The organism is Pseudomonas sp. NFACC39-1 (assembly GCF_900110355.1).
Lineage (GTDB): Bacteria > Pseudomonadota > Gammaproteobacteria > Pseudomonadales > Pseudomonadaceae > Aquipseudomonas > Aquipseudomonas tehranensis.
Genome location: NZ_FODL01000005.1, coordinates 1 through 26925, shown reverse-complemented (window position 1 = coordinate 26925; position 26925 = coordinate 1). Strand labels below are relative to the sequence as shown.

Annotated in this window: 18 protein-coding genes; 2 read left to right on the top strand and 16 right to left on the bottom strand. The window is 61.9% G+C overall.

The window, feature by feature from the left end; genetic code table 11:
* Window positions 1-423 precede the first annotated feature (423 nt).
* The 13 genes from BMY45_RS12060 to BMY45_RS12000 all read right to left on the bottom strand — a co-directional run bounded on the left by BMY45_RS12060 (window position 424) and on the right by BMY45_RS12000 (window position 18961).
* Window positions 424-1506 (bottom strand): glucuronyl hydrolase, encoded by a 1083-nt coding sequence (locus tag BMY45_RS12060; protein WP_092397806.1) that lies wholly within the window; start codon window positions 1504-1506, stop codon window positions 424-426.
* The gene (locus tag BMY45_RS12055) at window positions 1503-2708 is read right to left on the bottom strand and encodes an MFS transporter (protein ID WP_092397804.1); all 1206 of its coding nucleotides are present in this window, start codon (window positions 2706-2708) and stop codon (window positions 1503-1505) included. The genes BMY45_RS12060 and BMY45_RS12055 overlap by 4 nt, the downstream gene beginning before the upstream one ends.
* Window positions 2705-3925: an acyl-CoA dehydrogenase family protein gene (locus BMY45_RS12050; RefSeq protein WP_092397802.1), complete on the bottom strand. Its 1221-nt coding sequence runs from the start codon at window positions 3923-3925 to the stop codon at window positions 2705-2707. The genes BMY45_RS12055 and BMY45_RS12050 overlap by 4 nt, the downstream gene beginning before the upstream one ends.
* On the bottom strand, window positions 3919-5568 hold the full coding sequence (locus BMY45_RS12045) for a class I adenylate-forming enzyme family protein (protein ID WP_092397800.1): 1650 nt from the start codon (window positions 5566-5568) through the stop codon (window positions 3919-3921). The genes BMY45_RS12050 and BMY45_RS12045 overlap by 7 nt, the downstream gene beginning before the upstream one ends.
* Complete coding sequence (locus tag BMY45_RS12040) at window positions 5565-7418, bottom strand: CoA transferase (protein ID WP_092397798.1); 1854 nt, start codon at window positions 7416-7418, stop codon at window positions 5565-5567. Before BMY45_RS12040 ends, BMY45_RS12045 begins: the two co-directional genes overlap by 4 nt.
* Before the next feature lie 84 nt (window positions 7419-7502).
* Window positions 7503-7775: a MoaD family protein gene (locus tag BMY45_RS12035; RefSeq protein WP_092397796.1), complete on the bottom strand. Its 273-nt coding sequence runs from the start codon at window positions 7773-7775 to the stop codon at window positions 7503-7505.
* A 71-nt stretch (window positions 7776-7846) separates the two neighbouring features.
* Window positions 7847-8254, bottom strand: coding sequence for a M67 family metallopeptidase (locus BMY45_RS12030; RefSeq protein ID WP_092397794.1), 408 nt, complete (start codon window positions 8252-8254; stop codon window positions 7847-7849).
* A gap of 21 nt (window positions 8255-8275) precedes the next feature.
* The gene (gene moeB / locus BMY45_RS12025; RefSeq protein ID WP_092397792.1) at window positions 8276-9448 is read right to left on the bottom strand and encodes a molybdopterin-synthase adenylyltransferase MoeB; all 1173 of its coding nucleotides are present in this window, start codon (window positions 9446-9448) and stop codon (window positions 8276-8278) included.
* A 209-nt stretch (window positions 9449-9657) separates the two neighbouring features.
* A complete protein-coding gene (locus BMY45_RS12020; protein WP_256573642.1) occupies window positions 9658-12207 on the bottom strand; it encodes a prodigiosin MAP biosynthesis aminotransferase PigE in 2550 nt (849 codons plus the stop codon).
* Window positions 12204-14618 carry a decarboxylase gene (locus BMY45_RS12015; RefSeq protein WP_092397788.1) on the bottom strand — a complete coding sequence of 805 codons (2415 nt, stop codon included), beginning with the start codon at window positions 14616-14618 and terminating at the stop codon, window positions 12204-12206. Before BMY45_RS12015 ends, BMY45_RS12020 begins: the two co-directional genes overlap by 4 nt.
* Window positions 14619-14638: 20 nt before the next feature.
* A complete protein-coding gene (locus BMY45_RS12010; RefSeq protein WP_092397786.1) occupies window positions 14639-15922 on the bottom strand; it encodes an MFS transporter in 1284 nt (427 codons plus the stop codon).
* Window positions 15919-16959, bottom strand: coding sequence for a methyltransferase (locus tag BMY45_RS12005; RefSeq protein ID WP_092398566.1), 1041 nt, complete (start codon window positions 16957-16959; stop codon window positions 15919-15921). Before BMY45_RS12005 ends, BMY45_RS12010 begins: the two co-directional genes overlap by 4 nt.
* Before the next feature lie 10 nt (window positions 16960-16969).
* A complete protein-coding gene (locus BMY45_RS12000; RefSeq protein WP_092397784.1) occupies window positions 16970-18961 on the bottom strand; it encodes a TonB-dependent receptor in 1992 nt (663 codons plus the stop codon).
* Between the two features lie 157 nt (window positions 18962-19118).
* Here BMY45_RS12000 and BMY45_RS11995 point away from each other — a divergent pair, with 157 nt between their 5' ends.
* Window positions 19119-20084: a helix-turn-helix domain-containing protein gene (locus tag BMY45_RS11995; protein WP_092397782.1), complete on the top strand. Its 966-nt coding sequence runs from the start codon at window positions 19119-19121 to the stop codon at window positions 20082-20084.
* A 171-nt stretch (window positions 20085-20255) separates the two neighbouring features.
* On the opposite strand, the gene BMY45_RS11990 is transcribed toward BMY45_RS11995, so the two are convergent.
* The 3 genes from BMY45_RS11990 to BMY45_RS11980 all read right to left on the bottom strand — a co-directional run bounded on the left by BMY45_RS11990 (window position 20256) and on the right by BMY45_RS11980 (window position 24595).
* Window positions 20256-22334, bottom strand: coding sequence for a TonB-dependent siderophore receptor (locus tag BMY45_RS11990; RefSeq protein ID WP_371913926.1), 2079 nt, complete (start codon window positions 22332-22334; stop codon window positions 20256-20258).
* A 213-nt stretch (window positions 22335-22547) separates the two neighbouring features.
* Window positions 22548-24317, bottom strand: a complete 1770-nt coding sequence (locus tag BMY45_RS11985) for a sodium:solute symporter family protein (protein WP_092397778.1) — start codon at window positions 24315-24317, stop codon at window positions 22548-22550.
* A gap of 11 nt (window positions 24318-24328) precedes the next feature.
* The gene (locus BMY45_RS11980) at window positions 24329-24595 is read right to left on the bottom strand and encodes a DUF4212 domain-containing protein (protein WP_092397776.1); all 267 of its coding nucleotides are present in this window, start codon (window positions 24593-24595) and stop codon (window positions 24329-24331) included.
* Window positions 24596-24841: 246 nt separating this feature from the next.
* Here BMY45_RS11980 and BMY45_RS11975 point away from each other — a divergent pair, with 246 nt between their 5' ends.
* A complete protein-coding gene (locus BMY45_RS11975) occupies window positions 24842-26638 on the top strand; it encodes a methyl-accepting chemotaxis protein (protein WP_092397774.1) in 1797 nt (598 codons plus the stop codon).
* The last annotated feature ends 287 nt before the right edge of the window (window positions 26639-26925 follow it).

Sequence of the window (26925 nt, the reverse complement as noted above, 5' to 3'; positions counted from 1 at the left end):
GCTTTGTTTTAATGAGCCCTGTTTCTCTGAGTACCTCGATTGCACCGGTCTCTGATCTGGCCTTTGCGTCTGGATGACGTGCGCCCCCTTGATGACATCTGTGCGGCGAAATGACTCCTAGGATTGAATTCAACGATTGTGGTGGCTTCGCTGTTGAGCCGTAGCAAAGGCTGTGCCTAAGCGCAATGCCTCAAGACTGCGCTAGAAAAAACGCCGTGAAATTATTTGGAAGCGAAATTTATTTTCATTTTAGCGACAAAACACCCAAAAAAAGCTGAAACGTTTATTTCAGCTTTCTCCAGCGAGCCCTGGAACGGGTCGAATAGGTGCAAAAAAGCGGGCAACCGGGATTGAGCGCCCTGAAAGGGGGAAATTTTTACTCACTGCTTGCTGCGAAGGCTTGGCGGCTACAGGGATTGCCGATTAGATGACGCCTGGATCAAGCTCACCGGTCCAGGCCAGCAATGCCGCCAGCAGGAAAAAACTGCCACAGGCCGACTCCACTTTCTGCTCTTCAGTGGCCGAAACCCGGTAGCAATGGCCGACAAAACGTCCCTCATGAAAATCGCCACTGCGAATAATCGCCGCCAGTTGCGCACCGGCGTGCTGGAGCAACATTTCACCGTCCGGTATCTGTGGCGCCAATCCTTGCAGGGCCAGCGACACCATTGCCGCCGAGCAGGGATCGTCCGGCCCCTGGTTCTCGGACAGACGATTGCGCGGTACATCCCAGCCCCGGCTGCGCTGCCAATACTGACAGGCCAGCACGGCGTCCTGACGGTAAGGTGCGCCGTACAACCGGGCTCCGACACTCAGGCCAAGCAGCGCCCAAGCCTGGCCCCGGGACCAGTCGCCCGGCCTTTCTTCGGCACGCCACTCGCCATTTTCATGGTGGGCCTGACTGCTCCAGGCTCCGTCGCCAGCGGCACATGCGCGAAAAGAGGCCTGTAATTGCTGACGTCCGAGACTCAACCACCGCAGCTCCGCCCGGCGCGCGAACAAGTGCAGCGTGGCAGCCAGCGGGTCAATGCTCAGACGCTGATCCCCCTGCTCGCCGCCACCCATGTCCCGCCCCAGCGTAATGCAGCCCAGCAGCGGGTCGAAAGCCCGAGCCAGGTGCCCCACCGCCTGTTCCGCCAGTTCCTTGGCCATGGCGTCATCCAGCAAGCCACCGCCCAGCCCTGCGCCGTAATGAAAGATCAGGCTGCGATGGTGCGTGGCGCTGTCGAGCTTATCCCGCAGCCGTTCGGTAACCTGGCGGGCCTGCCGACGATCGCCCCGCACTGCGCTGCGATGGGCGCGCAACCACCACAGTCCGGACCAGAAACCGCCCAGCCAGGAACCACCAGCCGAGACTTTCCATTGGTTGTCAGCCCCCGTGCAATACAACGGAAAACCCTCGCCGCAGGAGGCCTGGATCTGATCCATGCGTCTGAGGATCGCCGCGATGGCGCGATAGGCCTCGTCGAGCCGCAACGGCTCTTGCCACGCCTGGGCGACGTTCATTTGACCGCCCTCAGCCCGGTGACGGTAGGCGCTTTATGGCGTTGCCGCAGGCGGATCAGCAGCAGGCTCGACAGACCGCCCACCACGAGTACCCCGATCAACAGCAGCCACGCATCGGCGAACCCCCAAGGTCCGCGTTGGAATAGACCGAACAACGGAGGCCCCACGGCGAACCCGCCAAAAAAGCCCACCGACAGCAGCCCGGCTGCCGCCGCCGGGCTACCAAACCCTGGATCGCGCAGCACCATGCTCATGGCGATGGCGTTGGTCGCCACGGCCGTCAGGCCCATGCCCAAAGCGCCCGCCCACAGCGGCCAATGGCGCACGGGCAAAGCCAGCGAGGTCAGCCACAACGCCACGCCCGACAACAGCAATAGCAACAGCAGCAACCAGGACTCATCGGCCATCCGCGCGCCCAACGGGGTCAGCCCGACCCGGGCGGCGATGCCCATCACGCCGAAACCGGCGATCAATGCGCCGATCCAATGCGCGGTCATGCCTTGCTGTGCGGCAAAGATTCCAAGAAACGTTACGAACGACGAAAGCACGATGCCTACGCACAGTTGCACGCTCATCAGCAGCGCCAGACGAGCATTGGGTCGAGTCAAAGCCAATCCCTGGGGTTTAGCCGAATGCTCACGGGCAGCCACCCGTGGCCCCCACAGCGCCAGGAGCAACGCCGGTAATAGCAACGTGGCCAAGGCACCCCGCCAGCCCAGGCTCAGGGCCAGGCTGGGCAACAATAGGCCGGCGAACAAAGCCGAGACCTGCACCCCGGACTGTTTCAAGCCGACTACCGCCGCCTTTTGCCGGGGCTCAACGCGCTCGGCGATCAACAGATTGGTCGCCGGATTGGCCAGCGCCTGGGCAATGCCGCAGGCCGCCAGTGCCAGTATCACACCGCCGAACCCCGGCAAACTCGCCAGTAACCCGTACGCCACCAGCGTGCTCCAGAACAGCAGCGCCAGGGCACGCCGGGTGCCGAGGCGATTGACCAACGGCCCGGCCCACAGCGACAACACGGCGGCAAAACCGAACGCGCTGGTGATCAGCCAGCCCAACCAATGGCTCGGCACACCGAGGTCCGCGACCATCAGCGGCCCAAGGGTGCCGACCGCGTAGAAAATCAGCATCGGCAAGGCCATCGCTGCGGTGAGCACCAGCCGCAGCCATACGCCCCGTGAAGCAGCGTGCTCGCTCATCGGCCTGCTCCCCCCATTACGGAGGGCCAATCGAAGTCCAGCCCCGCGTCGCCGCAGTTGTCGAGCAATTGCCGGCCTACCGCGCTCACCAGCGCATCGTCGGTGCCGTCGAGGATATGGGTGGTGCGCGCGGTGCGATAAATACCCGACAACGGTGACAGTTCGCTCAGGCCTTCGGCGCCCATGATCTGGATCGCCGAGTCCGCCGCCTCGCTCAAGGCTTGGGAAGCGGCGACCTTGGCGATATTCACCTCGATGCTGTTGGCGACGCCTGCGTCGTATTTGTCGGCGGCGTCGTGAAGCAGTGCGCGGGCGCTGGCAATGCCTTGGTAAACCCGGAACACCCGCTGGCGAACCAATTGTTTGTCCGCCAGCCGCGCCTGCACGCCGCGGGCCGAATGGACCCGTGCGCACATCAGGTCAAAGCAGCGCTGGGCCAGTCCCAGCCAATGCACCGAGCGCAGGACGCGCCCCAACGCCAGACGCTCTTGCATCAACGCCAGGCCCTGCCCCACCTCGCCCAGCACATGACTGGCCGGGACGTGAACCTGATCGAACGAAAGTTCTCCCTGCCCGGAAAAACGCCCGAGAATCGACAAGGGTCGCTCCACGCGAAAGCCTGGCAAGTCGGTGGGAACCAACAGCATCGATAACCCACTCTCCAATGGCCCTGGCGCAGTGCGGGCAATCACCGTGACCAATGCCGCCCGCTCGGCACGACAGATAAACCACTTGCGCCCGCTCAACCGCCAGTGGCCGTCAACGAACTCGGCGTGGCTGTTGAGGGTCGCCGGAATCGAACCGATGCTGTCCGGCTCGGACATGCCATAGCTGGAGACCAGCGTCCCCGCCGCCAGCGGACCGAGAAAGCGCTGGCGGACCTCCTCGCCGGCATGCCGGCTCAACATGTGCAGATCCAACGTGGCGTCGTCACCGAAGATCGTCGGCGCGTACTCCGACCGGCCCTCCTGCTCGGCTACCAGCAGATAGGCACGCAGGCTGGCAATCCGACCGCCCAGGGCCTGGGGGTAGAAGTTGCCCCACAACCCGGCTGCCCGGGCCTGGGCACTCAGCTCGGCGATGCGCCGGGCGGCTTGTCGGGGTTCGGCCGCCAGCTCAGCCTCCACCGGGATAATGCGCTCATCGACAAAACGCCGCACCTGGCACGCCAGCTCAGCAACGTTCTGAGCGCTACCGACTCTTATTGCACTCAACATGCGATGCCCGCCCCGCTCTCCAGGAACGCCACTTCAGCGGCCAGGGACTTCTTGTCGATCTTGCCCGCCGGCGTCAGCGGCAGCTGTTTATAGAAACGCAGGTACTCGGGCAGCTTATTGACTTCCAATCCTTGCTCGCGCAGGTAGTCGGTCAACTCACTCAAGCTGAAGCGCGACGCGCCCTCGCGCAGGGTCACGCAAATGCACACGCGCTGGCCCAGGTCCGGGTCCGGCACGGCCACACAGGCGACACTGACCACATCGGGATGACCGGTCGCCAGCGTTTCGATCTGCACCGGGCTGATGTTGGCGCCGCCACGGATAATGATGTCCTTCTTGCGTCCGGCCAGAATCAGATAACCGTCTGCGTCGATGTAGCCAAGGTCGCCGGTCTTGACCCAGCCCTCGGCGTCTCGATACTGCGCATCGAGTTCCGGCGCGTTGACGTATTGCATCGGGCTCAAGGGCCCCCGCGCACGGATTTCGCCGACGCTGCCCTGGGGCAGTTCCTGGTCCTGCTCGTCGAAAATCTTGATGGCGCACACCGCCGGGTTCGGTCGACCGACACTGTAGAACACCACCTCCAACGCGTCGTCCAGGGTGTTGTGACAGTTCACCCCATCCGCCGAGCCGTACAGGCTGATGAAACCACAGCCAAAAGCCTCGACACAGCGGCGCACCGTGACTTCGTCGATCAGCGAGCCGCCGCAGATCAACCCCACCAGGCTGGATTTGTCGACCTCGGCCAGACGTGCATCGGCAGCGATGCGCTGAAGCATCGTGGGCACCCCAAGGATGTGCGTCGGGCGCAGCTGTTCAATCGCCTCGATGGCCGCCGCTACATCGAACTGCGGCAAGACGGCAATCGACCCGCCGAGCCACGACAGGCTGCCAAAGGTGGCGGTGGAACCGAACGATGAGCCCAGCGGCACCAGGTACAGACCGCGGAACGTGGCGCCCTCGGGATGAATGCGTTGCAGGAAACGCCCGCGCCCACCCACCAGCGCATTGTGCGAGTAAGCCACCAGCTTGGGTTCTGACTCGGTGCCGGAAGACACCAGCAGGCGCACCGGTGAGTTGGGGCAAACCTGGGGCAGTTGCGCCTCTGCAAGCGGCTCGGCCTCGAGCAGGTCCTGCAGGCTCAACCAGCCTTCCCGAGAACTGCCTTCGACGATCAACACCCGGAGCGACAATAACGTCGGGCGCAGGGCCTCGACGACCTGGCATAGATCGATGCCGGCATACTCGGCCGGAACGATGACCGCCCGGGCATCGCAGCGCCGCACCAGGGCCTGGATGTCCAGGCTGCCACGCCCCGGCGGGAAAGGCGCAACCACGGCGCCCAGTGCCGCGGCGGCCAGATCGATGGCGCAGCAACGCCAACTGTTGGTGAGCTGATAGGCCACCACATCGCCGGGCATGATCCCGGCAGCGCGCAGGCCAGCGGCCATGCGTAGGGCATAGTCGTGTAACTGGCCATAACTGAGGGTGCCCTCAGGCGAGAGCACTGCGGATTTTTCCGGTTCACGCTGGGCGTGCTCGCGGAACAGTTGGTAGACCGAACGGTTGGGGTAAGTCCCGTCACGTTCCCAGACACTGCGAACCTCAACGGGAACCAGATCAATGATGCCTGCGTTGTTCATCGAAAACTCCAGTGAGCGTTGACCGAGGTATAGGCATTCAGGCTTAAGCACGGCTTCAATCGCCTGTCTTGGCCCAGCTGCGACAGGTCTTCTACGACCACGCAAGCCGGTATGGCGGCGGCGTCCAGCAGCTGTTGCCAGGTCTGGGCCGCTTGTGACAACAGGGCGCTGCCCAGCACTGCGTCCAGCCTCTGCGCAGTGGTTTGCGAATCCAGGGCGAGGATCCGGCGCAGTTGTTCAAACTGGGCCGGAGTCTGGCAATCGATCGCCAGCAAGCCGGACTGGGTCGGGTACACGCCCTTGAGCAGACTGGCCTGGGGCTGATCTGCGTCCTGTAGTGATTGGGCGCACAACAAATTGGCCGCACCGAGCAACGAGCTGTCGACCCGCACCGCCTGACCGCTGAGGGCGCGATGGACCAGGGCGGCAGTCACCCCTTGGGCGGCAACCACACCGCCCAGCACATCCAGCACGGTGAACAGCGAACCGCCCGGGGTGCCCGAGGCCTGGCCGATCTGTTCGCCAACACCGGACCATGCCTGCACAACAAAGTCGGTGCCCGGCAACGATTCACCCGGGCGGTCGTGGCCCCAGCCACCGGCATAGGCGTACACCAGGCCCGGGTTGATCCGTGCCAGGTCGGCGCGGTCCAGCGCCAGTTGCGCGGCCTTGCCCGGTGCCCAGTTATGCAGGAACACGTCGGCATGGCGCACACGCTCGTAGAGTTCTTCACGACCGGCGGCTGACTTGATATCGAGTTCGCGCACCTGTTTGAGTCGATTGAGGGCATCGAAGCGCACCGATACGCCTTCAACGCAGGGCGGCATGGCCCGCAATGGATCGCCACCGGGCAACTCGATGCGCAGCACCTCGGCGCCCAGCATCGCCAATAGGTGCCCGGCCAATGGCCCCTGGATCCGGCGACAGGATTCAATCACCGTCAGACCGTTCAACGGCAATTCGCCCGACGTCAACGCGGACAATGTCCGGCCATCGGTAACGCCTCCGTCGAACGCCCAGGGGCCTTGTTTCAATTGCCCGGGCAAATCCTCGTCGGCACGCCGCTCGGCGAGGCTGCGCAGCGGGCAAACAGCCATGCCGCTCAACGCGCACAAGGCATTGATACGGGCCATGGACAGTCGCGCCAAGGCCTGGCGCAACACCATCGGCATCGGCGCCACCGCCTTGGCGTAACGCAACAGGAAGGCCTTCCAGCCCTGACCGGCCTGCTCGGCGTCGATGCCCACCGCGACCCAGAAACGCCGCCAAGGCTCGGCATCGAGGGTTTCCAGTTCGAAATGCACACCGTCGGCGGAAACGAACGGTGGACGATTCTTCGAACAGGTCGCGCCGGGGAGCAGGCGCTCGGCCTCGTCGGCAGCGGTGGCACCGGCCAGGTATTGACCGATGCCCAGCACCCCGGCGGCGCCCAGGGAACTGCTGACGTGATTGAAACGACCGCCACGCAACTGGCCCAGGGCGGCAGCCAGCGCACCCTGCAAGGCCAGACTGGCGCTCAGGGTCGAGACATAATCGAGCCCCAAGCCCTGGGCCTTGCCACTGGCCCGGCCATGCACCGACATCAATCCGCAGGCAGCCTGCACGGTATGTTCGGTGACGCCGTGGGCGCTGCCATCGGGCCAGCCGTGAATCATCCCTTCGATCGGCGAAAGGTCCGGGTGATGAAAGGAGAACCCCAGCCCGCAGGCCAATGGATCGCCGTAGGACGGACGATGTTCCAGGCCCAGCGTCGTCGCCTGGTAGCGCAGTGACGCGGCCAGCGCAGCGAAGCCGACGGGCACTTGTTCAACACAGCCGGAGAGACTGCAACCCTGTAGAAGACGGGACATAAGACATATACCAGCAGGTTTCCATACCGCCGCGCGCGGGCCTTTGGTGAGGTGCCGCGCGCAGCCCCGGGTCAGCGTCCTGCCTCAACCGCCGGCCACGGCCGGGAGAATGGTGAGGCTATCGCCGGCCTTGAGTACCGTGGCGAGGTTGTCGACAAAGCGGATGTCGTCATCGTTGACGTAGATGTTCACGAAACGATGCACCTGGCCATCGCCGATCAGCCGCTCCTTGACCCCCGGATACTGTTTTTCCATGTATTCGATAACGTCAAGAACGGTCTGACCCTGAACTTCAATACGCTTTTGATCCTGGGTGAAAGTGCGCAATAAAGTTGGCACCGTGACAAAAATCGACATGCAGAACTCCCTGAGCTTTAAACAGCCCTTTGACCATTGATTATTGAGTTGAGCGGTATCGCTTATAACTTTCAGTGCACCACGCAAATACGCTCTTCGGTCACTTTGTTATTGATGATTCGAAAACTTCGCACGCACTCGGCAACCGCCGCCAGTGTTGAAACAATGACGTAATGCACCGAAGCATCACCGGCATAACGCACATCCTCGGCGCTCGGATAAGCGACACTGGCGGTATGGGAGTGATAGATCACCCGACACTCCTCGTCTCGCTCGTCCAGCGCTCGCCAGACCGCCAGTTGTTGCCTGGGATCGAAACTGAAGAACGTGGGCGAACGGGCGGCGTTGTCCATCGGCACCAGGCGTTCGGCGGTACGAACGCCTATCGGTGCGGCGACGATCCCGCAGGTTTCCAGCGGATGATCCCGCCGCGCCTGCTCCAGCATGGCTTCCAGCAGGCCGGCACGAATACTCAGCATTATCGCTCCTCATCTTCAGGCTCAATAGGCCGGCAACGCTGGCTCGACATCCCGAACCCAGGCCAGCACGCCGCCATCGAGGTTGCGTACGTTGCTGAAGCCTCGCCGTTGAAGCTCAAGCAATACCGCTTTCGAGCGCACGCCGGTCTTGCAGTGCAGGACCAGGTTGGCGTGCTTGCCGAACCGGGTTTCGATCAGCTCTGCTGTCTTCGGCCCCTTGGGCATGTGCTGGGCGCCATGGATCCGCACGATGTCCCATTCGGTGCGGTCACGCACATCGATCAACAACACGTCCTGACCGCTTTCGCGCAATACCTGCAATTGCCTGGCGCTGATCGAAGGGATGTCTGAATCCTGCACGCCGTGGGGCGCGCTCAGGCCGCAAAAGGCCTGGTAATCGCTCAGGCCCGTGATGGGCTGACGACCCGGAGAGCGCCGCAGCGGCATCTGTCGGTAGGACATGTCCAACGCGTCGTACACCATCAGGCGCCCCAGCAGGCTATCGCCGATGCCGGTGATCAGCTTGATCGCCTCAGTGGCCATGATTGCGCCGATGGACGCACACAAAATGCCCAGCACCCCACCTTCGGAACAGGATGGCGCCAGCTCGGGCGGAGGCGGCTCGGGATACAAGTCGCGGTAGTTGAGGCCGACGCCGCCAGGGGCGTTTTCCCAGAACACCGAGGCCTGGCCTTCGAAGCGGAAGATCGACCCCCAGACGTAGGGTTTGCCGGCCAGCACACAGGCATCGTTGACCAGGTAGCGGGTGGCGAAATTGTCAGTGCCATCGAGGATAAGGTCATATTGGCTGAACAGTTGCACCGCGCTTTGCGGCTCCAGTCGCTCTGTGTGGCGTTCGACTTTCACATAGGGGTTCAGCGCGTTGATTGCCTCGGCGGCACTGTCGACCTTCAACTGGCCCACCGTGGCAACCCGATGGATCACCTGGCGCTGCAGGTTGGACTCGTCCACCCGGTCGAAATCGATGATACCCAGGGTACCGACACCGGCCGCCGCCAGGTAAAGCAACGCCGGCGAACCCAGGCCTCCGGCACCGATGACCAGTACTTTGCTGCTCTTTAAACGACACTGCCCTTCCACGCCCACATCAGGAATCAACAAGTGTCGACTATAACGGGTTATTTCTTCGTTACTTAGGCTCGAAACAGCAGCGACAAGCGGAGGAAGTTTCATGTTTAATACCTGTTACTGAATGTAAGTAATTCTCATGCAGGCTCTTTGATTAATCAATTCAAAGGGCTTTGAATTTCATATGCACAAGGTCCGTTTTCGTATGCATTTAGAACGGCCACTCTGCGATAAGCAGTTCATCGACAGCAGGAATCGACGGGGTGTATCGCAACAGATAAACAAAAGCCCTCTTTCAAGGGCTCGTGCGGGCGTCAGGCGAGGAAGGTCGACATGTCCTCGCACACGGCACTGAAGGCTTCGACAAAATGCTGCGCTTCGGCGTCATTGAGCACCAGTGGAGGCTGGATGCGCATGACCCGGTTATTGTTGGCGGTGACAAAGGTCAACACACCATGCTCCCGGGACAATTTGCTGACGAAACGCAAAACGAACATCTCCTCGAAGTTTTTCTCCACCTCACAGATGGCCTCCTCGATATGCCGCTTGGCTTTACCGGAGAGCATGCGATAGGTGCCCGCCGCATTGCCCGGAATGCGGCTGGCGAACTCACGCACGAAGGCCTCGACGCCGCCTTTGAAGCTGTATTCGAACTCAATGGCGATCATCAACCCGACGCCGCGCACTTCACGAATGAACGGGTACGGACTGACCGCCTCTTGCAGGGCCTGCTTGAGCTGCCCACCGACCCGGGCGGCGTTGCCGGCCAAGTCTTCTGCGGCAATCACCTCAAGCGTCGCCAGAGCCGAAGCCGACGCAAAGTTGCCGCCGCCGAAGGTCGAGGTGTGCAACGCAAAGGTGTCGATGCTGCCATAGGCACGGTCCCACAACGCCGCGCTGGACAGCGTCGCGCCGATGGGCACCGCACCGCCAGACAACGATTTGGACAGCACCAGGATATCCGGCACCACCGCCTCCCACTCACAGGCGAACAGCTTGCCTGTGCGGCCCAGGCCCGTCTGGATCTCATCGACAATCAACAGGCAGTCGTAGGCGTTGCAAAGTGCGCGAACCTGCTTCAGGTAGCCCTGCGGAGGCACGATCACCCCGCCCTCGCCCTGGATCGGTTCGAGAATAAAGGCGCCGACATCCCCTTGGCGCAAGGCACTTTCCAGCGCCGCCAGATCGCCAAAAGCGATCGAATCGCAGCGCGCCAGCAGCGGCTTGAAAGGGTCGCGGTGCTTGTCTCGCCCGGTGACCGACAGCGCTCCCAGGGTCTTGCCGTGATAGCCGTTGTCGCAATACAGGATTCGAGGTCGCTGCATGGCCGCCATCGCCAGCTTCAACGCCGCCTCTATCGCCTCGGTGCCCGAGTTGCTGAAAAACACCCGCTCCAGGTTTCCCGGCGCCAGCTCACTCAGGCGCTGGGCCAGCAGGCTGGTCTGCAAGGGCACCGATACGTACTGGACGAACGTGGGGTATTGCTGTTGCAGATAGGCCTGTAACGCCTGGCTGATGCGCGGATGATTGTGCCCGGTATTGAGGCAGCCGTAGCCGGCGACGAAATCCAGGTAACGGCCACCGTCCAGGTCTGTCAGCCAGCAACCACTGCCGTGGGTGAACACCCGTTCGATGTGGTTGAACTGGTAGAACTCCCTCAGCACCGGGTTGATGTGCTGGTCGAAACAACGCAAGGCTTCGGCCCGCAGGGCAGCCGGTTGATCGGTGGGTTGTTCGACGGTGGTGGGGACTTTCGTGGTCCGATGGAAGCGTCGCAGGGCCTGGAAATCCGCGTCTGTCAGGCGCTCGCCATAAGAGGCCATGGGCGACGGCGAGAAACCATGCAGTTCAGCGATGCGGCCAATTTCCAGTACCCGCTCCTCGGGTAATTCGCGACCGATGGAAAACGCTTCGGCACGCCCCTCCAGCGCCAGCACCAAGGTTTCCGCCAGGCAGCCATTGAGGAATTTTTTCGGCGCCACCCCCAGGGTTTCAGTGCCGAAACGCAAGTCGGCGCTGGCCGACACCAGACCGCCGTCGATGATCAGGATGTCCTGGCGGTCTTGATGAAACGGCAGTACATCCCGGGGCAACGCAGCGTCCACCACCACGGCCCCAGGCGCGAGCCGATAGGGGTCGATCAGCCCGCCGCTGGACGTCGCCGCGACGTAAAAACGTACGTGCTTGTAGCAACTGTCGATATCGGTCGTGAGCTGCACCTGGCCGTGGAACTGCGCCGGCAGCCAGGCCAGGCTGTCACGGCCCTGCTGCGCGCTACCGCGATGCACCAGGCGCAGGCGACAACCGTCGCCGGCCAGTAGCTTGGCGATGACCAGAGCGATCGAACCGGGGTAACCGACCACCGCCACTTCACTGTCTTGCGGCGCCACCTCCAGTCGGGCCATGGCCTCCAGCACGTTCTTGTAGGCGGCGTAGGCGGTCAACGAGTTCCCGGTGGTGACCGGTACGCCGCTGCGGTCGAGGGTCTGCAACCCGCGGTTGCCGACAATCGCCGTGAAGCCACCGAGGCCGACCAGTTGCGCGCCCTGCTCCTGCAGGCTGTGCACGCCTTCGAGTACCCGTGCGGCGATGGTTCGCGGCTGGCTGAGCATTTGCTCCGCGGTCAGCGGCAGGTAATGCAAGATGCCATCGCACACCGCGCCACTGGCGCTGACGATGCGCCCGAAGTCAGCGAACGGCACCAGATTGCGTGACTTCCAGAGCTGAGCCTGATACCCGCGGTCTTGCTCAGCGAGCGTGCGGTCCAACAGGTCGATGATCTTCACCTGGCGTTGCAGGGCAATGGAGGTCGGATGGGCGATGAAGCCGAATTTCATGGGGGTATGTCCTTGGCGAAGGTTCATTGACGGTTCCAGGCGGTTTCGGAGACCAGGCTCAAGCCGTCGCCCTCCGAGTTATGGGCCAGCAACACGTCGAAGATGTTCAGTTGTCCGGGTTGCGACAGGGCTTGGCGCAGGGCGGCTTCATCAAAGTTGACCAAGCGTTCGCGGTGCACGCTGATGGCGCCGATACGTTCCATTGGCGCAGCCACTGCCCCGGCGCTGGTCACCGCAACTTGCTGGGCGCCGTTGTGGGCATAGCGTTTGTCGAGGTACGTCTGGATCAGCGACAACACGCCATTGGTGAGGTAGAAAAGACTGACGTTGCGCTGGTTCGCGCACGGGTCCTCAGCCAGTGCGTGCGCCAGGCGTGCCTCGATATCCGGCACCAAGGCCCGAGCGCCATCGCCCACGAACGCCAGGACATTGCCCTCGGCGGTCATGGCGATATAGGGCAAGGCCATCAGCGCATCCCCCATCAACGCCCGTCCATACCACCCGGAAAATCCCGGGTCAGTGCGTGGCACGTTACGCACCGCCGAAATACCGCAACGGCCGACATCGTAGACGCCGATGTAGCGATACCCCTGGTGCTCGATCAGCTCGCGTACCAGATGGCCGAGCCGATGGAAAAAGTAGTTGGCGGTCATGGGCAGGGTCTCGATGTGATCCGCCGCCACGGCTTCGCTACGTTGCGCCATCTCGCGGAGCTTGTCGCGCCGCAACGCGAGCACTTGGGGTTCGACCTGTAGCCCACGCTCGATATGGTCCAGGAACGCATCCAGCGGCACATCCAGCGCCAAATCGGTGAACGGTGAAAGATGCCGCGGTTCATGATTGACCTGCACGACCCGCAATTGGCGCTTGAGCTTGCCTTCGGAGAATGGCGTGGCAGCCTGGTCGACCTTGCCCTTGAGAAAGAACACGCAGTGGTCCTGGGCCCCGTTCAACTCATGCTCGCAATGCATGAACTGGTACACCCGCCGGCTGAATCCATACAGAGACAATGGCCCAAGGTATTCGGGCACCGCCCGTCCCTCGTGGTAAGGACCGACACTGCCGGGTTGGGTAATACTGTCCGCCAGGCCGATGGCAGCACGCTCGGCCAGGGCATGCACGCGCCGACGCTGCTCGGCGCTGAGCTTGCCGCACTGCCATAGCAGGTGCACCGGCTCGCGATTGATCAGCTCCAGGGCCTGGTCCAGCGCGCCGGCCTGCCGCGTGTCGGGGCGCCAGGCCGGTGTCGACATGAGCTCGGGCAGGCGTACGTCCAGCGGCACCTGAGGGCGGGATTCCAGCACCCCCTGGGTGGCCAGGATAAACACCGGCTCGGCTCGTTCGGCGAGCATGGCGAAGGCCTCTTCCAGGCGTGGACCGATTTCCTCGACCTTGCGGATGAAGACTTGGCGCAGCCCCCGGGCCTCGATGACCCGACAGCCGTCGTTGTCCAGATCGTGGGTGCCCTGGAAGGCATACCAGACGTTCTCCGGGCTGTCGGCACAGACGATCAGCCCCGGAGCCCCCAGCCGCTTGAGATTGGCCAGGGTGCCGCGAAATTCATCGATCATGCCCGAGGTCACGGCAATCACGTAGGCCCGGCCAAACAACTGCCAGCCGGCCATGGCACTGACCGCCAGGCTGTGTTCGTTGCAGCCGCCCAGGCAACGCACGCCGGTGCCGGCGACGTTCTGCTGCATCGACTGGATCAACCCCGCCACCATCGACCCAGTGTAGGCATGAAAGTCCCAACGCTGCTGCCAGCGACTGCACATGAACCGGGTGATTTCCGTCGCCAGGCTCACCGACAGCAACGGCCCGCTGATCGAGCGCGCCAGCAAACGATTGAAGTGTGCGTGCTCCAAATGATCGAGGAGGATGCGCAGCAGGTCCGCCCGACGCGCAGCGCGGTCCTGCCCCGCCACACGCAGATGGCGGTTGCCGCCGACCCGGTTCATCCAGCCCGGCAGGGCCGGCAAGGCGCAATACAGCAGCGCCGAATGAGGCGACAGGCGTGACACGGGCGCAGCGGCGATCAATTCATCAAAGGGATCCTCGTCCCCCGCCTCGCTTTGCTGACAAAGATCGAGAATGAACAGTTCGTTGGACAACGGCGGAGCTTGTCGGCGCAAGCTTTGCCGGGCGGCTTGGGGCGAATCGAAGGTCAGCACCCACAAGTCGGGCAGCGCCGCCGCCACGCACGGGTTGCCCTGCAAATACTGCTGGGCCTGGACCATCAAAGTCTCCAGGACAGCTTCGCCGTGGGGCCTGGGGCCCAAGGCACGATGCATCGGCTCGTTGCCTCTGATCGAAAGCGGCCAGTCGGGATTATTTGCCGGAGGCTGCAAGCAGGCCTGCAAATAATCGACGACAAATGCCACATCCTCGATCAGAGGCTGCGTCTGGGTAATCAAGCAGATACCTAAGGTTGCCTTCATGGACTCCATTCCTATTGGGTCTAACTTACTTGGGGGGCGGATTCGCCTTTAGCTCGGTCAGCTCGGTCGTCGGGGATACCGGCATCCACCGTGGCCTGGGCTATCGAACGTCGCGCAGCGATCGCCAGTGCACACACGCCGAGCATTGCCAGGCACAGACCGGCAAGCATTCCCGCCGGACCACTGCGATCGAGCAACACGCCGGCACCGATCGGTACCAACAGGCGCGTGAGTACAAAGAGGCTGGCCTGGAGGCCGTAGTCATCAGCCTGGTGGTGACGACGGGAGAAAAACATCATCAGGCCGAACATCAGGCTCGATACCGCGCCCATCGCCATGGCCAAGAGATAAGCCGCCGCCACCAACCACGAGCTCGAGGCCTGGAGCCATACCGCGCCCGTCAAGGCCAGTAACGCCAACCAGGCACCGACCATGAACCACGGGGTCACCCGGGCCGGGCTCAGGCGTTGCACCAGCCTGGCGCCCAGAATGCTCGCCAGGGCGCCGACCACCCCGCCGCCGACGCCGGCAACCCAGGCCACCTGCTGCGCAGGCATCCCCTGGTCCAGCAACAACGGTTTGAGGTAAAGCCACGCCGCGCCAAGAAAGGGGAAACCGCTGAGCAGCAGCCAGATCCAGAGACGTGCGCCGGGCTGCCGGAAAAAACCGGACCAATCCACCAAGGCCGGCCTGCATGCCTGGGGCTCGACAGCATTGCCATCCGCCTCGTGCAAGCGCCCGAGAAACGGCAGGGCCAGTAGCAACCCGGCCGCCATCAACAGAAACGGCGCCTGCCAACCCCAGCGCTGCTGCACCACCAGCATGACCCCGGCGCCCACAATGGCGGCGAGGAACAGCGCCGCCGAACGGATCCCCCCTGCACGCAATCGCTGCGCTTGCGGCAATAACTTGATGGCCAGGGCGTTGACCGGAATGTCGGCCCAGGTCGCCAGCACGCCAGCAGCGAAAGCCAGACCGAAAAGCACCAGCCGGTTGGCGGTGATCGCCTGCTGACTGGCCAGCACCAGCAACAGCGCCAGCAGCAGGCACAGCCCCTGTGCCCAAAGGCGATAGTGCCCTTGGGGGGCCCGATAGCGCTGCACGGGCACGGCCAAGAGGAACTTGAACACCGCCGGCAGCCCCGTCAGTTGGAACAACCCGATATCGGTGCCGGACCAACCGTGTTCACGCATGACCAGCGGAAGCCCGAGCAGCAGGTAAATGCTGGGTACTGCGAGGACAAAATGGAGCCAGCCGAACAGCAACTGCAGGCGCCACAGGCGCGCGTTTTCCTGACCTTTCATGGGCCACTCCGACGCGCCACTTGCACCGCGACCGGGGCGACGGCAAGGGCCACTTCAGGGTAATGGTCGATATCGACGAAACCGGCCTGCGTCAACGCATCGGCCAGGCCGCCAGCCTGGGTGACCTGGCGACCGAGCATTTGCATCGACAGGTAGTAAGGCATGACCCGCCGGGCCAGGTCCGGGTCCAGGGGGACTTCGGCATGGGCACTGACCAGCACGCCACCAGGACGCAATGCGGCATGGATTTTCTCCAGGCTCGCGGCCAGGTCCGGGACAAAGTGCAACACTGAAGAACACCAGATCAGGTCATACCCCTCGCCGATGTCATCGTTTGCCAGGTCCCCGCCGCGGACGCTGAGGCGCTGCTGGAGGCCGGCCCTATGGATATTTTCCGCCGCCACGCTGACGGTCTGGGGGAAATCGAACACCTCGCCACTCAACAGCGGGTTATCCCGGACCAAGGCTATCGCTACCAGACCCGGGCCACCCCCCAAGTCCAGGAATCGGCGGGCGTGGGCGAACTCGGGAATCCCTGCCATCAGGCGCAACGCCACCTCTACCGTGACGGCCCGTTGCTCCTGGGCTAATTGCAGACGTGCAGCGGCCGTCCAGTTCTCGATGGTGGTCGCCACGTTCGGCGCCTGCCCGCTGGGCTGACCGGCCCGAACCTGGTCGCCCAACTGTCCACCGAAATGCCGAAGCCCGCGCAGGCGGAACGTCCACGCATCGCCGCAGTAGTCCGGGGCCTCGGCGCGCAGGTAGTCGTGGGCCACAGCAGAGTTTTGGTAGCGCGGCGGTTGCTGTTGGTCACGGACCAGCAAGGCCATGCTCCATAGCGCTTCCAGCCAATAACCGGTGTTGACCGGGTCGAGTTGCAACTGGCGGGCAATGGTCTGCGCCGTGACAGGCACTTGCAGCAGGTTGAACAGCTTCCATTCCAGCGCGATACGCAAGGCGTCGGCGCGCACGCCGGCCAGAGTCAGGTCCCAGTAGGGTTGCAGGGGATGTGGTGTTGCCAGGTCGCTTCCATTCATCATTCGCAGCTCACAGTTCATAGCTCACGCGCAGGCCGATTTCCCTTGGCGGGCTGTAGACCCGCGCGGTGCCGTTCAAATAGCCGACGGCGTCGTAGCGCTTGTCGGCGGCGTTCTTCACATAGGCACTGATGCCGTACCGGCCGATGTCATAACCGGCATTGAGGTTGATCAAGCCGTAGCCGCCACGGCTGTACTGGTTGGCCGAGTCCAGGTAGGTCTTGCCGACGACATCCACGCCACCCTGGGCCCACCAACCGACGGGGGCGTCGTAGCGCAGGCTCAGATGGCCGGTGAAGTCGGGGGCGTAGGGATTGCGATTGCCCTGGTAGTCACTGTTGCCGTCGCTGAAACGCTGGAAACGGGTGCGGTTCAGGCCCACGGAACTGACCAGCGTCCAGTTGTCAGCGAGGAGGTATTGGGCTTCGAGTTCCAACCCCGTGGAGTGCGCCGACGCCGCGTTGGTGATGTACACCACGCCCGGTTGGAGCAGTTGCTGCACTTGCATGTCGCGCACGTCCATCCAGTACAGCGCCGCCGAGTAACGCAGGCGTCTGTCATCCAGCCAACCCTTGGCGCCGACCTCATACGTCTTGACCTTTTCCGGGTCATAACCGGGGTAATTGGCGGCACTGGAGAAGGCATTGAAACCTCCGGCGCGAAAACCTTCGGCATAGCTGGTGTACAGGTAGGCATCCGTTTGCCACTCGTATTGCAGTGATACCTTGGGGGTAAAGCGTTGCCACGCCTGGCTCTGGCCACTACCGCCCCGGGGATCTAGGCGCACCTTGTCCTCTTCGACGCGAGCGCCGAGGGTCAGGGTCCAACGTTCGGCCAGGGGCATCAGCCACTGGCCGAACAGCGCCGCGGTATTGCCACTCAGTTGCACATCCGTGCGGGACAGGCTGATGGGCAGTTGCTGTTGGTAGGACAGGTCGTGGTCATCGTGGTCCGCATAAACGCCGAGCAACCACGGGTTCTCGTCCCACTGGCCTTCCAGGCGAAACTCCTGGGACAAGGTATTGAAGTGGTAATCACGGACTACGTGGAAGCGGTCTGCAGGCTGGAAATCGGTGTCTTGGCGAACCCGGTCGTAGAAGTCATTGCGTGCAGTGATCGAGCGCAGCTTCAGGCCCGACTCGAACTCATGCTGCACGTCCAAAGACAGGCTGCGGCCACTGGAATGGTTCCAGCTCGAGGTGCCGGAGCGCACCTGGCGCCGAGATGAATCCGCCGCTCCCCACTGGGCACCGCCGTCGCGATAGTCCTGGCGGCTGTAGCGCAGGTTGACGTCTGTGGCCAACGTGGGCGTCCAGCGCAGCACCATACGGGCACTGTGGCGTTCGCGATCATCGGCCTGCCCGCCGCGCCAGTCGTTGTCAACGTAGCCATCGCGCTCCAGCCATTGCCCGGAAACCCCGGCGTACAGCGTGTCCGGGAGCAGCGCGGTACTGGCATCCACGCCCAGGGTGCGCTCGTCGCGACTGCCAGCACCGGCTTCGATCCGGGCATAGGGCAGCGCTTCGGGCTGGCGAGTATGGAGGCTCAATACGCCGGCTTCTGCGTTGCGGCCATACAGGGTCGACTGCGGTCCACGCAGGATTTCGATGCGTTCCACCCCCAACAGGTTGTGGTCAAAGCCCTGCCCCATCAAGGTCGGCACGCCGTCGACCAACATCAGCATCGAGGAGGAAAACGCCGTGGGGCTGGCAGTCAGGCCGCGCACCACCGGCAGGTTCGTGCCCGACTGACCAAAGGGCTGGAAGGTAAAGCCGGGAGTGGCTCGCGCCAGGTCTTCCAGGTCATGGATGCCGCCCTTGCGCAGGTCTTCACCCGTCAGCACCGACAGACTGGCTGGAACCGTTTCCTGGAGCTGTTCGATTTTGTTCGCCGTCACCGTGACCGGAGCCAGCTCGGTTTGCGCCGCGACGTTCACGGCTGCGCCCAGGCAGCAACCGACGCACAACGTGTAACCGCAGGCTTTCAATACAGGCTTGCCCATCGCACTCCCCATCAATGAATCAGCGACTGCCGCGTTCTTGCGATGGCAGTTGAGATGCAAACATGGTATTGATTAATGCGAATAGTTATCATCTAGTTCATATGGAATCTGGATCAATCCATATGCAAGCCAGAGTCAACCAAGGAGGACAATAGAAGTGGCGGCCCTACAGAAGATTTCCCAGTCGTATCGAGTTGCGCCAACGCACTCGCGACTGATCAGCAACGACACCTGTGGCTGGACGCGCCAGCAACTGCCGGGAGAACTGGGTGAGTGCTATTCCGAGCGCTATTTCGTCGATAACGACCTGATGGTGGTGCGCTCGCGCTACCGCCCCACGCGTAATCTGATCGAAGAAACCGTCAGCCCGCACAATCGCCATATGCTGGTCATCACGTTCGGCATGCAAGGCGACTCCGGGTACAAGGGCGCCGACGGTTCGGCGGTGTCGTTCCGAGCCGGCTACACCACCATCACGTCGTTTCAACTGAGCCTCGGCGAGCGCTGCTACGAAGCCGGCACGACCGTATCCCAGCTCAGGCTGCTGATCGGTGAAGGCATGCTCAACCGATACATCGGTGAGCAGCGCACCCGCCAGTTACTGGGCAACGGCAATGTGCGCCAACTGGCCTTTCAGAAAACCTCAGCCACCAGTGCCAGCCACGCCACCGCCTTGGCGCGCTATCTCAACCAGGGTGCGACCGGCGCGCTGGACATGCACATCCACACCCTCTGCCTGCTGTCCGAGCAGTTGAAACTGCTGAGCCCGCCCACTTGCATTCAGAACCCGCAATTCAGTGCCAGCGACATAGAAAAACTCGACCAGGCACGGGACATCATGATCGAGCAAATGGACCAGCCGCTGACCATTCCCTACCTCTGCGCCGCAGTCGGGCTCAACGAATTCAAGCTCAAGGAAGGCCTGCACTACCGCTTCAACTCCACGCCACACCGGATGCTTCACGAGATCCGCATGCGCAAGGCCTACACGCTGCTTGAAAGCGGTTGCCAAGTCGCGCAGGCGGCTTACAAGGTTGGCTACAAATTCCCGAATAATTTCAGCGCCGCATTCACCCGGTTCTTTGGCAAGTCGCCGAAAACGGTATTTGGCAAGCGTCGTTGAGTTTGCCCTGGCGCCTGGATGATTCAAGACGGCTGCGCCACGCGTTGAGGGCGGGTGCTAAACGTGACATCGCGCAGGTGCCCGTTGGCCGCACGCTGGCGTAGCCGCTGGCCGCCAATAAAAATGCCCGGGACTCAGGTTCCGGGCATTTTTGATTTCAGGACAGCGTACTCAGAACGTCACGCTGGCACTCAGGCGGGCGGTGCGCGGTTCGCCGACATTGACCTGCAGTTGGCTGCCGGTGGAAGACGGGTAGTAGTGTTTATCGAACAGGTTGTCCACGTTCAACTGCAACGAGGTCTTGTGCCCCAATACCGGTGACTCCCAGCGCAGGAAGGCGTCGGCCACGGTGTAGCTGCTGAGCCAGAAATCGTTGGCGTTGTTGGCGGCGCGCTCGCCGACGTAACGTGCACCGGCGCCGGCGTGCCAGGCGCCGAATTCGGCAGGCACGTTCAGGTGGTGGGTCAGGTATAGGCTTGCGGTGTGTTTGGGGGCGTTGGCCAGGCGGTGACCTTCGTCATCCGGATCGTCGAGGATTTCCGTGTGGGTGTAGGCGTAGGTGCCGATCAGATCCCAACGCTCGGCCAAACGACCGGTAACGTCGAGCTCCAGGCCTTGGGAGCCGACCTTACCGGCGGCTTCTGCCAACGTGACGCCATTGACCGTGGAGGACGTTACGACGTTCTTCTTCACGATGTCATACAGCGCAAGGTTGATGTTCAGGCCCGGTAGCGGGTCGTATTTGGCGCCGATTTCATAGCTGCGGCCCTCTTCCGGATCGAAGGTGTTGCCGGCATCGTCCACATCGTCATTTGGCTTGAACGACCGACTGTAGTTACCGTAAAGCGACAGGGCATCGGTGGCTTTGTAGACCATCCCCAGGAACGGTACGAAAGCGTCGCCGTTATCATCGCGGTTGACCACATATCGGCTGCCCAGGCCTTGATCGCTGTATTGATCGTAATGCTGGTAGCGGCCACCCAAGACCAGGATCCAGCGGTCGTCGAGGTGCCAGTTGTCCTTGAGATAAACGGAGCTGGAGGTTAACTGGTTACTCAGGTCGCTTTGGGGTGCGCTGATCTGGCTAGGCTCTGGCAGGTTGCCGTAGACCGGCGAAGTGATGTCGAAACCACCCTGAGCGGTATTTCGGTAAGTCTTGCCACGAAACTGGTCAGACACCTGATTATCGACTCCAACCAGCAGGTCATGACGCTGACCAAACAGCTCTTGCTTGCCGATGAAATCCCAACTGGCGTAACGGGTTTCATCGTCGTAGTGAGCACCGTTAGCGGCCCGGCGCAGGTTATTACCCGTTAACGAGTTGGGCTGCGCAATCGAAAGACTATACCGGTCATTGTTCCAGCCATAGATCACGCGAGTCTTCCACGCCTCGCTCAGCTCATACTCGAATCGCGCCGTCGCCGTCTCGCGAATACCGACGCTTTTGGCCCACGGTTCATCAAGACGCTTGTCGTAGTCGATGTCCACCGGATGCCCGTTCCTGAACACCGTGCCGCGGTCAAACGGATTGGAGTATTCGTTGTACTCATAACTGAGGTTCAACGAGGCTCGCTCTCCCGTCCAGGCCAGGGACGGCGCCACCAGCGTGCTCTCATTGACGCCATAGTTGCGCCAATAATCCTCATGCCCACGCTCGGCAATCAAGCGATACGCCAGGCCGGTATCGCCCAGTGGCCCGGTGGTGTCCAGGGCCATGGTGCCGCCGCCTTCGCTGTAGGCCGAGCCGCTCAGGGTAGTGCTCTGGGTGTATTCGGGTTTCTTGCTGATGACGTTGACCAGGCCGCCAGGCTCCAGGGCGCCGTATAACATCGAGGCTGGGCCCTTGAGCACTTCGACCCGCTCGGTGGTGGCGCTGAAATTGCGCCCCAGGTTCGAACGCACGCCATCGCGCAGGATCGAGCCGTCATCGTTGGTGCCGAAGCCGCGCTTGACCAGCGAATCCCGCGAACCGCCCAGGGTGTTGCCCTGGCTGACGCCGCTGACAAACTTCATCGCATCGCCCAACGAGCGCACCTGATAGTCCGCCAGGGTTTGCTGGGTCACCACGTTGATCGACTGCGCCTCTTCCTTGATCGGTACATCGCTTTTGCTCGCCGTGCTGGCTTGCGACGCCGTATAGCCTTCGTCCTGAGTGATGCGACTGCCCTGGATGTCCGTGGTCGGCAGTTCGAGGGTGCCCTGCGCCCACAAAGGGCTTGCGATGAAACAGCAGGACAGCGTTGGCAACACACGTTTGAAAAAGGCGTTGCGGGTAGCGAGAGGGGTGGAACGATTCAAGACGCAGCACTCACAGAGGGATGTTAATGAGAGAGAATATACTTTGAGAATGATTCCCAGTAAATATTTCTAACGCTTTCCCGCTTGACTCGCCAAAAAAAAAGACGCCGGATCACTCCGGCGCCTTTGTTCGTTGCCCACCCTTTTTTCAGGGCTTAGCGCACATCAATGATCGATGGCCGCACCCGCCCCCCTTGGAACCCGGATATCTTCCACCAGGTGCTGAATGTGCTCCGGCGGCGGCGCGGTAAAGCGTGACACCACCACTGCGGCCGCAAAGTTGAAGAGCATCCCCAGGGTGCCGATGCCTTCCGGCGATACGCCCAGCCACCAGTGATCGGCGGTGTTCATCGCCGGATTGATGAATTTGAAGTAGACGATGTAGGTGAATGTAAACGTCAGCCCCACAATCATCCCGGCGATCGCGCCCTCACGATTCATGCGCTTGGAGAAGATCCCCATGACGATGACCGGGAAGAATGAGGACGCTGCCAGGCCGAAGGCAAAGGCCACCACCTGGGCCACGAATGCCGGCGGGTAGATGCCGAACAATCCGGCGATCAGCACCGCCACGCCAGCGGCGATCCGGGCGGCCAGCAACTCTTGCTTTTCAGTGATCCTGGGCATGATGTTGCTTTTGAGCAGGTCATGGGAGACCGAGGTGGAAATCACCAGCAGCAACCCCGCTGCCGTCGACAGCGCCGCCGCCAGGCCACCAGCGGCAATCAGAGCGATAACCCAGCCTGGCAACCCGGCAATCTCCGGGTTGGCCAGAACCATGATGTCATTGTCGACATACAGCTCGTTAGCCACCGGTGAAACCTGGTTGCTCAGCAGCCGCTGCTCGTTCGCCCCGCGTTCCCCCGTGAAGCTCGGCGCGCCGACCAGGGCTGCCCCCGGGCCATACTGGATGATGCCGTCGTTGTTCTTGTCCGCCCAGGCGATCAGCCCCGAATTTTCCCACGTCTTGAACCAGGCTGGCGCGGTGGCATAGCTGACATTGGGAATCGAAGTCAGCAGGTTGGTACGGGCAAAAGCCGCTACAGCCGGTGCGGTGGTGTAGAGGATGGCGATGAACAGCAACGCGTAACCTGCCGATTTACGCGCATCCCGCACGGTCGGCGTGGTGAAGAAACGTACGATCACGTGAGGCAGGCCCGCGGTGCCGACCATCAACGCCATGGTGATGAAAAACACGTCGGTGGTCGATTTGGTGCCATCGGTATAAGCCGTAAAGCCCAGCTCCGCCCCCAGTCCATTGAGCCGTTCGATCACGCTCTGGCCGGTGCCTGTGACTTCGCTGATGAAGCCCAACTGCGGAATCGGGTTGCCGGTGATCATCATCGAGATGTAAATCGCCGGCATCATGTAGGCAAAAATCATCACGCAGTACTGCGCTACCTGGGTGTAGGTAATGCCCTTCATGCCGCCGAGCACGGAATAGAAGAACACGATGGCCATACCGATCATCACGCCAGTATTGATATCCACTTCCAGGTAACGGGAGAACACGATGCCCACGCCGCGCATCTGCCCCGCCACATACGTGAAGGAAATGAAGATCACGCAGATCACCGCCACCACTCGCGCTGTCTGCGAGTAGTAACGCGCGCCGACGAACTCCGGCACGGTGAATTTGCCGAACTTGCGCAGATACGGCGCCAGACACATCGCCAGCAGCACGTAGCCGCCGGTCCAGCCCATCAGGTAGACCGAGCCGTCATAGCCGGCAAAGGCAATGATCCCGGCCATGGAGATGAACGAGGCGGCCGACATCCAGTCGGCCCCGGTGGCCATGCCATTGAGTACCGGGTGCACACCTTTACTGGCAACGTAGTATTCACTGGTGGAGCCGGCGCGCGTCCAGATGGCGATACCGATATAGAGTGCAAAGGACGCGCCGACGAACAGGTAGATCAGGGTTTGGGTATCCATGCTCGTCGGCCTCAGTCTTCGTGGACGTCATATTTGCGATCGAGCTGATTCATCTTCCAGACATAGAAGAAAATCTCGAGCACAAACACGTAGATGGACCCCTGCTGGGCGAACCAGAATCCCAGGGGCGTACCGAAGAAGCTGATGGTGTTGAGCTGGTCAACCAGCAATATGCCAAAGCCGAACGACACCAAGAACCAGATTGCCAGCAATGCCAGCATCCAGCGCAGGTTTTCCGTCCAGTAGGCACGCGCAGCCTGTTGTTTTTGAGTGGACATGAAAATCAACTCCCGTTGTTTTTATTGTTTTCCACTCAAACCGTAGCAGTCACTGGGCAGAGCGCTAGTACGACTTTCGTCTACCTCTACCGCCCTGGATATTGACTTCTCCATTCCGCCATCAGCAGGACGGGTTGAAAACCGCTGTGAGCGCCGCCGTGATATCAAATCGCCCTATCGCGCTAAAGCTTTGGCGCTCGCGGTCGAATGTATGCCATCGAAGTATTTTTTACCCGGGAGCAACGGATGCAGACGCTAAAGGCCTTGTACGAGTCTATCGAGATGCGGTTTTTCGATACGCTCACCAAAAAGCTCTCGAGCCTTTTCCTGCTGGTCGTGGTCAGTGGCTTGCTTTACTGGGTGGCCCTCAGTGCCCGCGCCGACATTGTGCTGCAGTTGCACACCGCGCAACTGGACCCCGCGCTACTGGGGCAAGTCGAGGGCCGGCTCGACAGTCTCACCCATGCCCTGCTCTTCGGCGCGCTGCTGACGCTGTGCATGATCAGCTTCATGGTCTGGTACTTTCGCCACCTGATCGTGCGCCCTGTCACGGCCATGACCAAGGCCCTCGAGGAGATCGCCAGCGGCGAAGGCGACCTGTCCAAAGACCTGCCCTTGGTGACCCACGACGAAATCCGCGTGCTGGCCGACACCTGCAACCGCTTCCTGGCCAAGCAGCGAGAGATCATCAGTAACGTCCAGGCGCTGACCGTGCACATTGCGGTCGAATCGGCGCGTTCGTTGAAAAACATCAGCGACTCCAGCGACAGCGCTACCCACCAGGCCCGCTTCGCCAAGGAAGTGATGGATCAGAGCAACACTGCGGTGGGCCGCATCGAAGAAGTCTCGCGCCAGACCCAGGGCATTTCCAGCACCACCGCCCAGAACTTGAGCATGGCCCGCGACTCCTATGCCGAACTGCTGGAAGTGACAGGCAACATCAGTGAAATCTCCAGCAGCCTTAGTGAATTCGCCACGCTGGTAGGCGCCCTGAATCAACGATCTTCGAGCATCAAGTCCATCGTTGGGCTGATCCAGCAGATCTCTGCCCAAACCAACCTGCTGGCCCTCAACGCGGCCATCGAAGCCGCCCGGGCCGGTGAAAGCGGCCGAGGTTTTGCCGTGGTGGCCGATGAGGTGCGCACCCTGGCGCAGAATGTCAGCCGGGCCACCGACGATATCTCGCGCAACATCGACGCCATGCTCGAGGAAGTCAGTTCCACCCATGAGCAGACCAACCAGATCAGCCACAGCGCCCGGGAAACCCAGAAAGTCGTGGAGCGTGCCTCGGGCCATTTCGAAAGCATGATCGGCGATTTCGAATCCACCAATGGCAAGTTGGCCGATATCGCGTCCCATATCCAGCTTTTCGCCGAGTCCAACACGGGCATCAACGAACGGGTCACGCAGATCCATGCCGACAGCCAGTCGATTGACCAGCGCATGCAGCATTCGGCAACGGCGACCCGTGACCTGTCCGGAGTCGCTGAAAAGGTCCAGGCATTGTTGGGCCGGTTTGTGCTCGGCCATGGCAAGCTGGACGCCGCCATCACCCGGGCCAGCCAGTGCCGCGACAGCCTGCAAGCCCAGCTGGAGGCGCTGCAGCAGAATGGCCTCAACCTGTTCGACCAGAACTACCAACTGATTCCCGGCACCGATCCCAAGCAATACATGACCAGCTACACCGAGCGTTTTGCCCAAGTCTGCCAGGAAGAGTGCGACAAACTCACCCGTAGCACCCCGGGCGGTAAGGTCTCGTTCATCGTCGACACCAAGGGTTATTGCCCGGTGAACAACAGCTGGGTATCCAAACAACCGACAGGCGAGCGCGCCGTCGATCTGCCGGTATGCCGCAACAAGCGAATCTTCAACGACCCCATCGGCCTGCGCGCAGCGGGCAACACCCAGCGCTTCCTGCTCCAGACCTACCTGCGCGATACCGGGGAAATCATGACCGAGATCGACGTCCCGTTCTTCTTCAATGGTCGCCATTGGGGCAACTTGCGGGTCGGGTTCGATGCGGCGGTGTTGTTGGCGGAGTAATGCATTGCACCGGGTTCCCGCGGGATGCAAATCCCGAGACCGCCTCAAAACACCTGTGAAATTTTGAGCCCCCCCCAAAAACAACTGTGGGAGCGGGCTTGCTCGCGATAGCGGTGGGTCAGTCAACATCCTCGTTACTGACCCGACGCCTTCGCGAGCAAGCCCGCTCCCACAAGGTTCTGTGGTGTATGCAAATCCCGAGGCCATCCTAAAACAACTGTGGGAGCGAGCCTGCTCGCGATAGCGGTGGGTCAGTCAACATCACCGCTACTGACCCGACGCCTTCG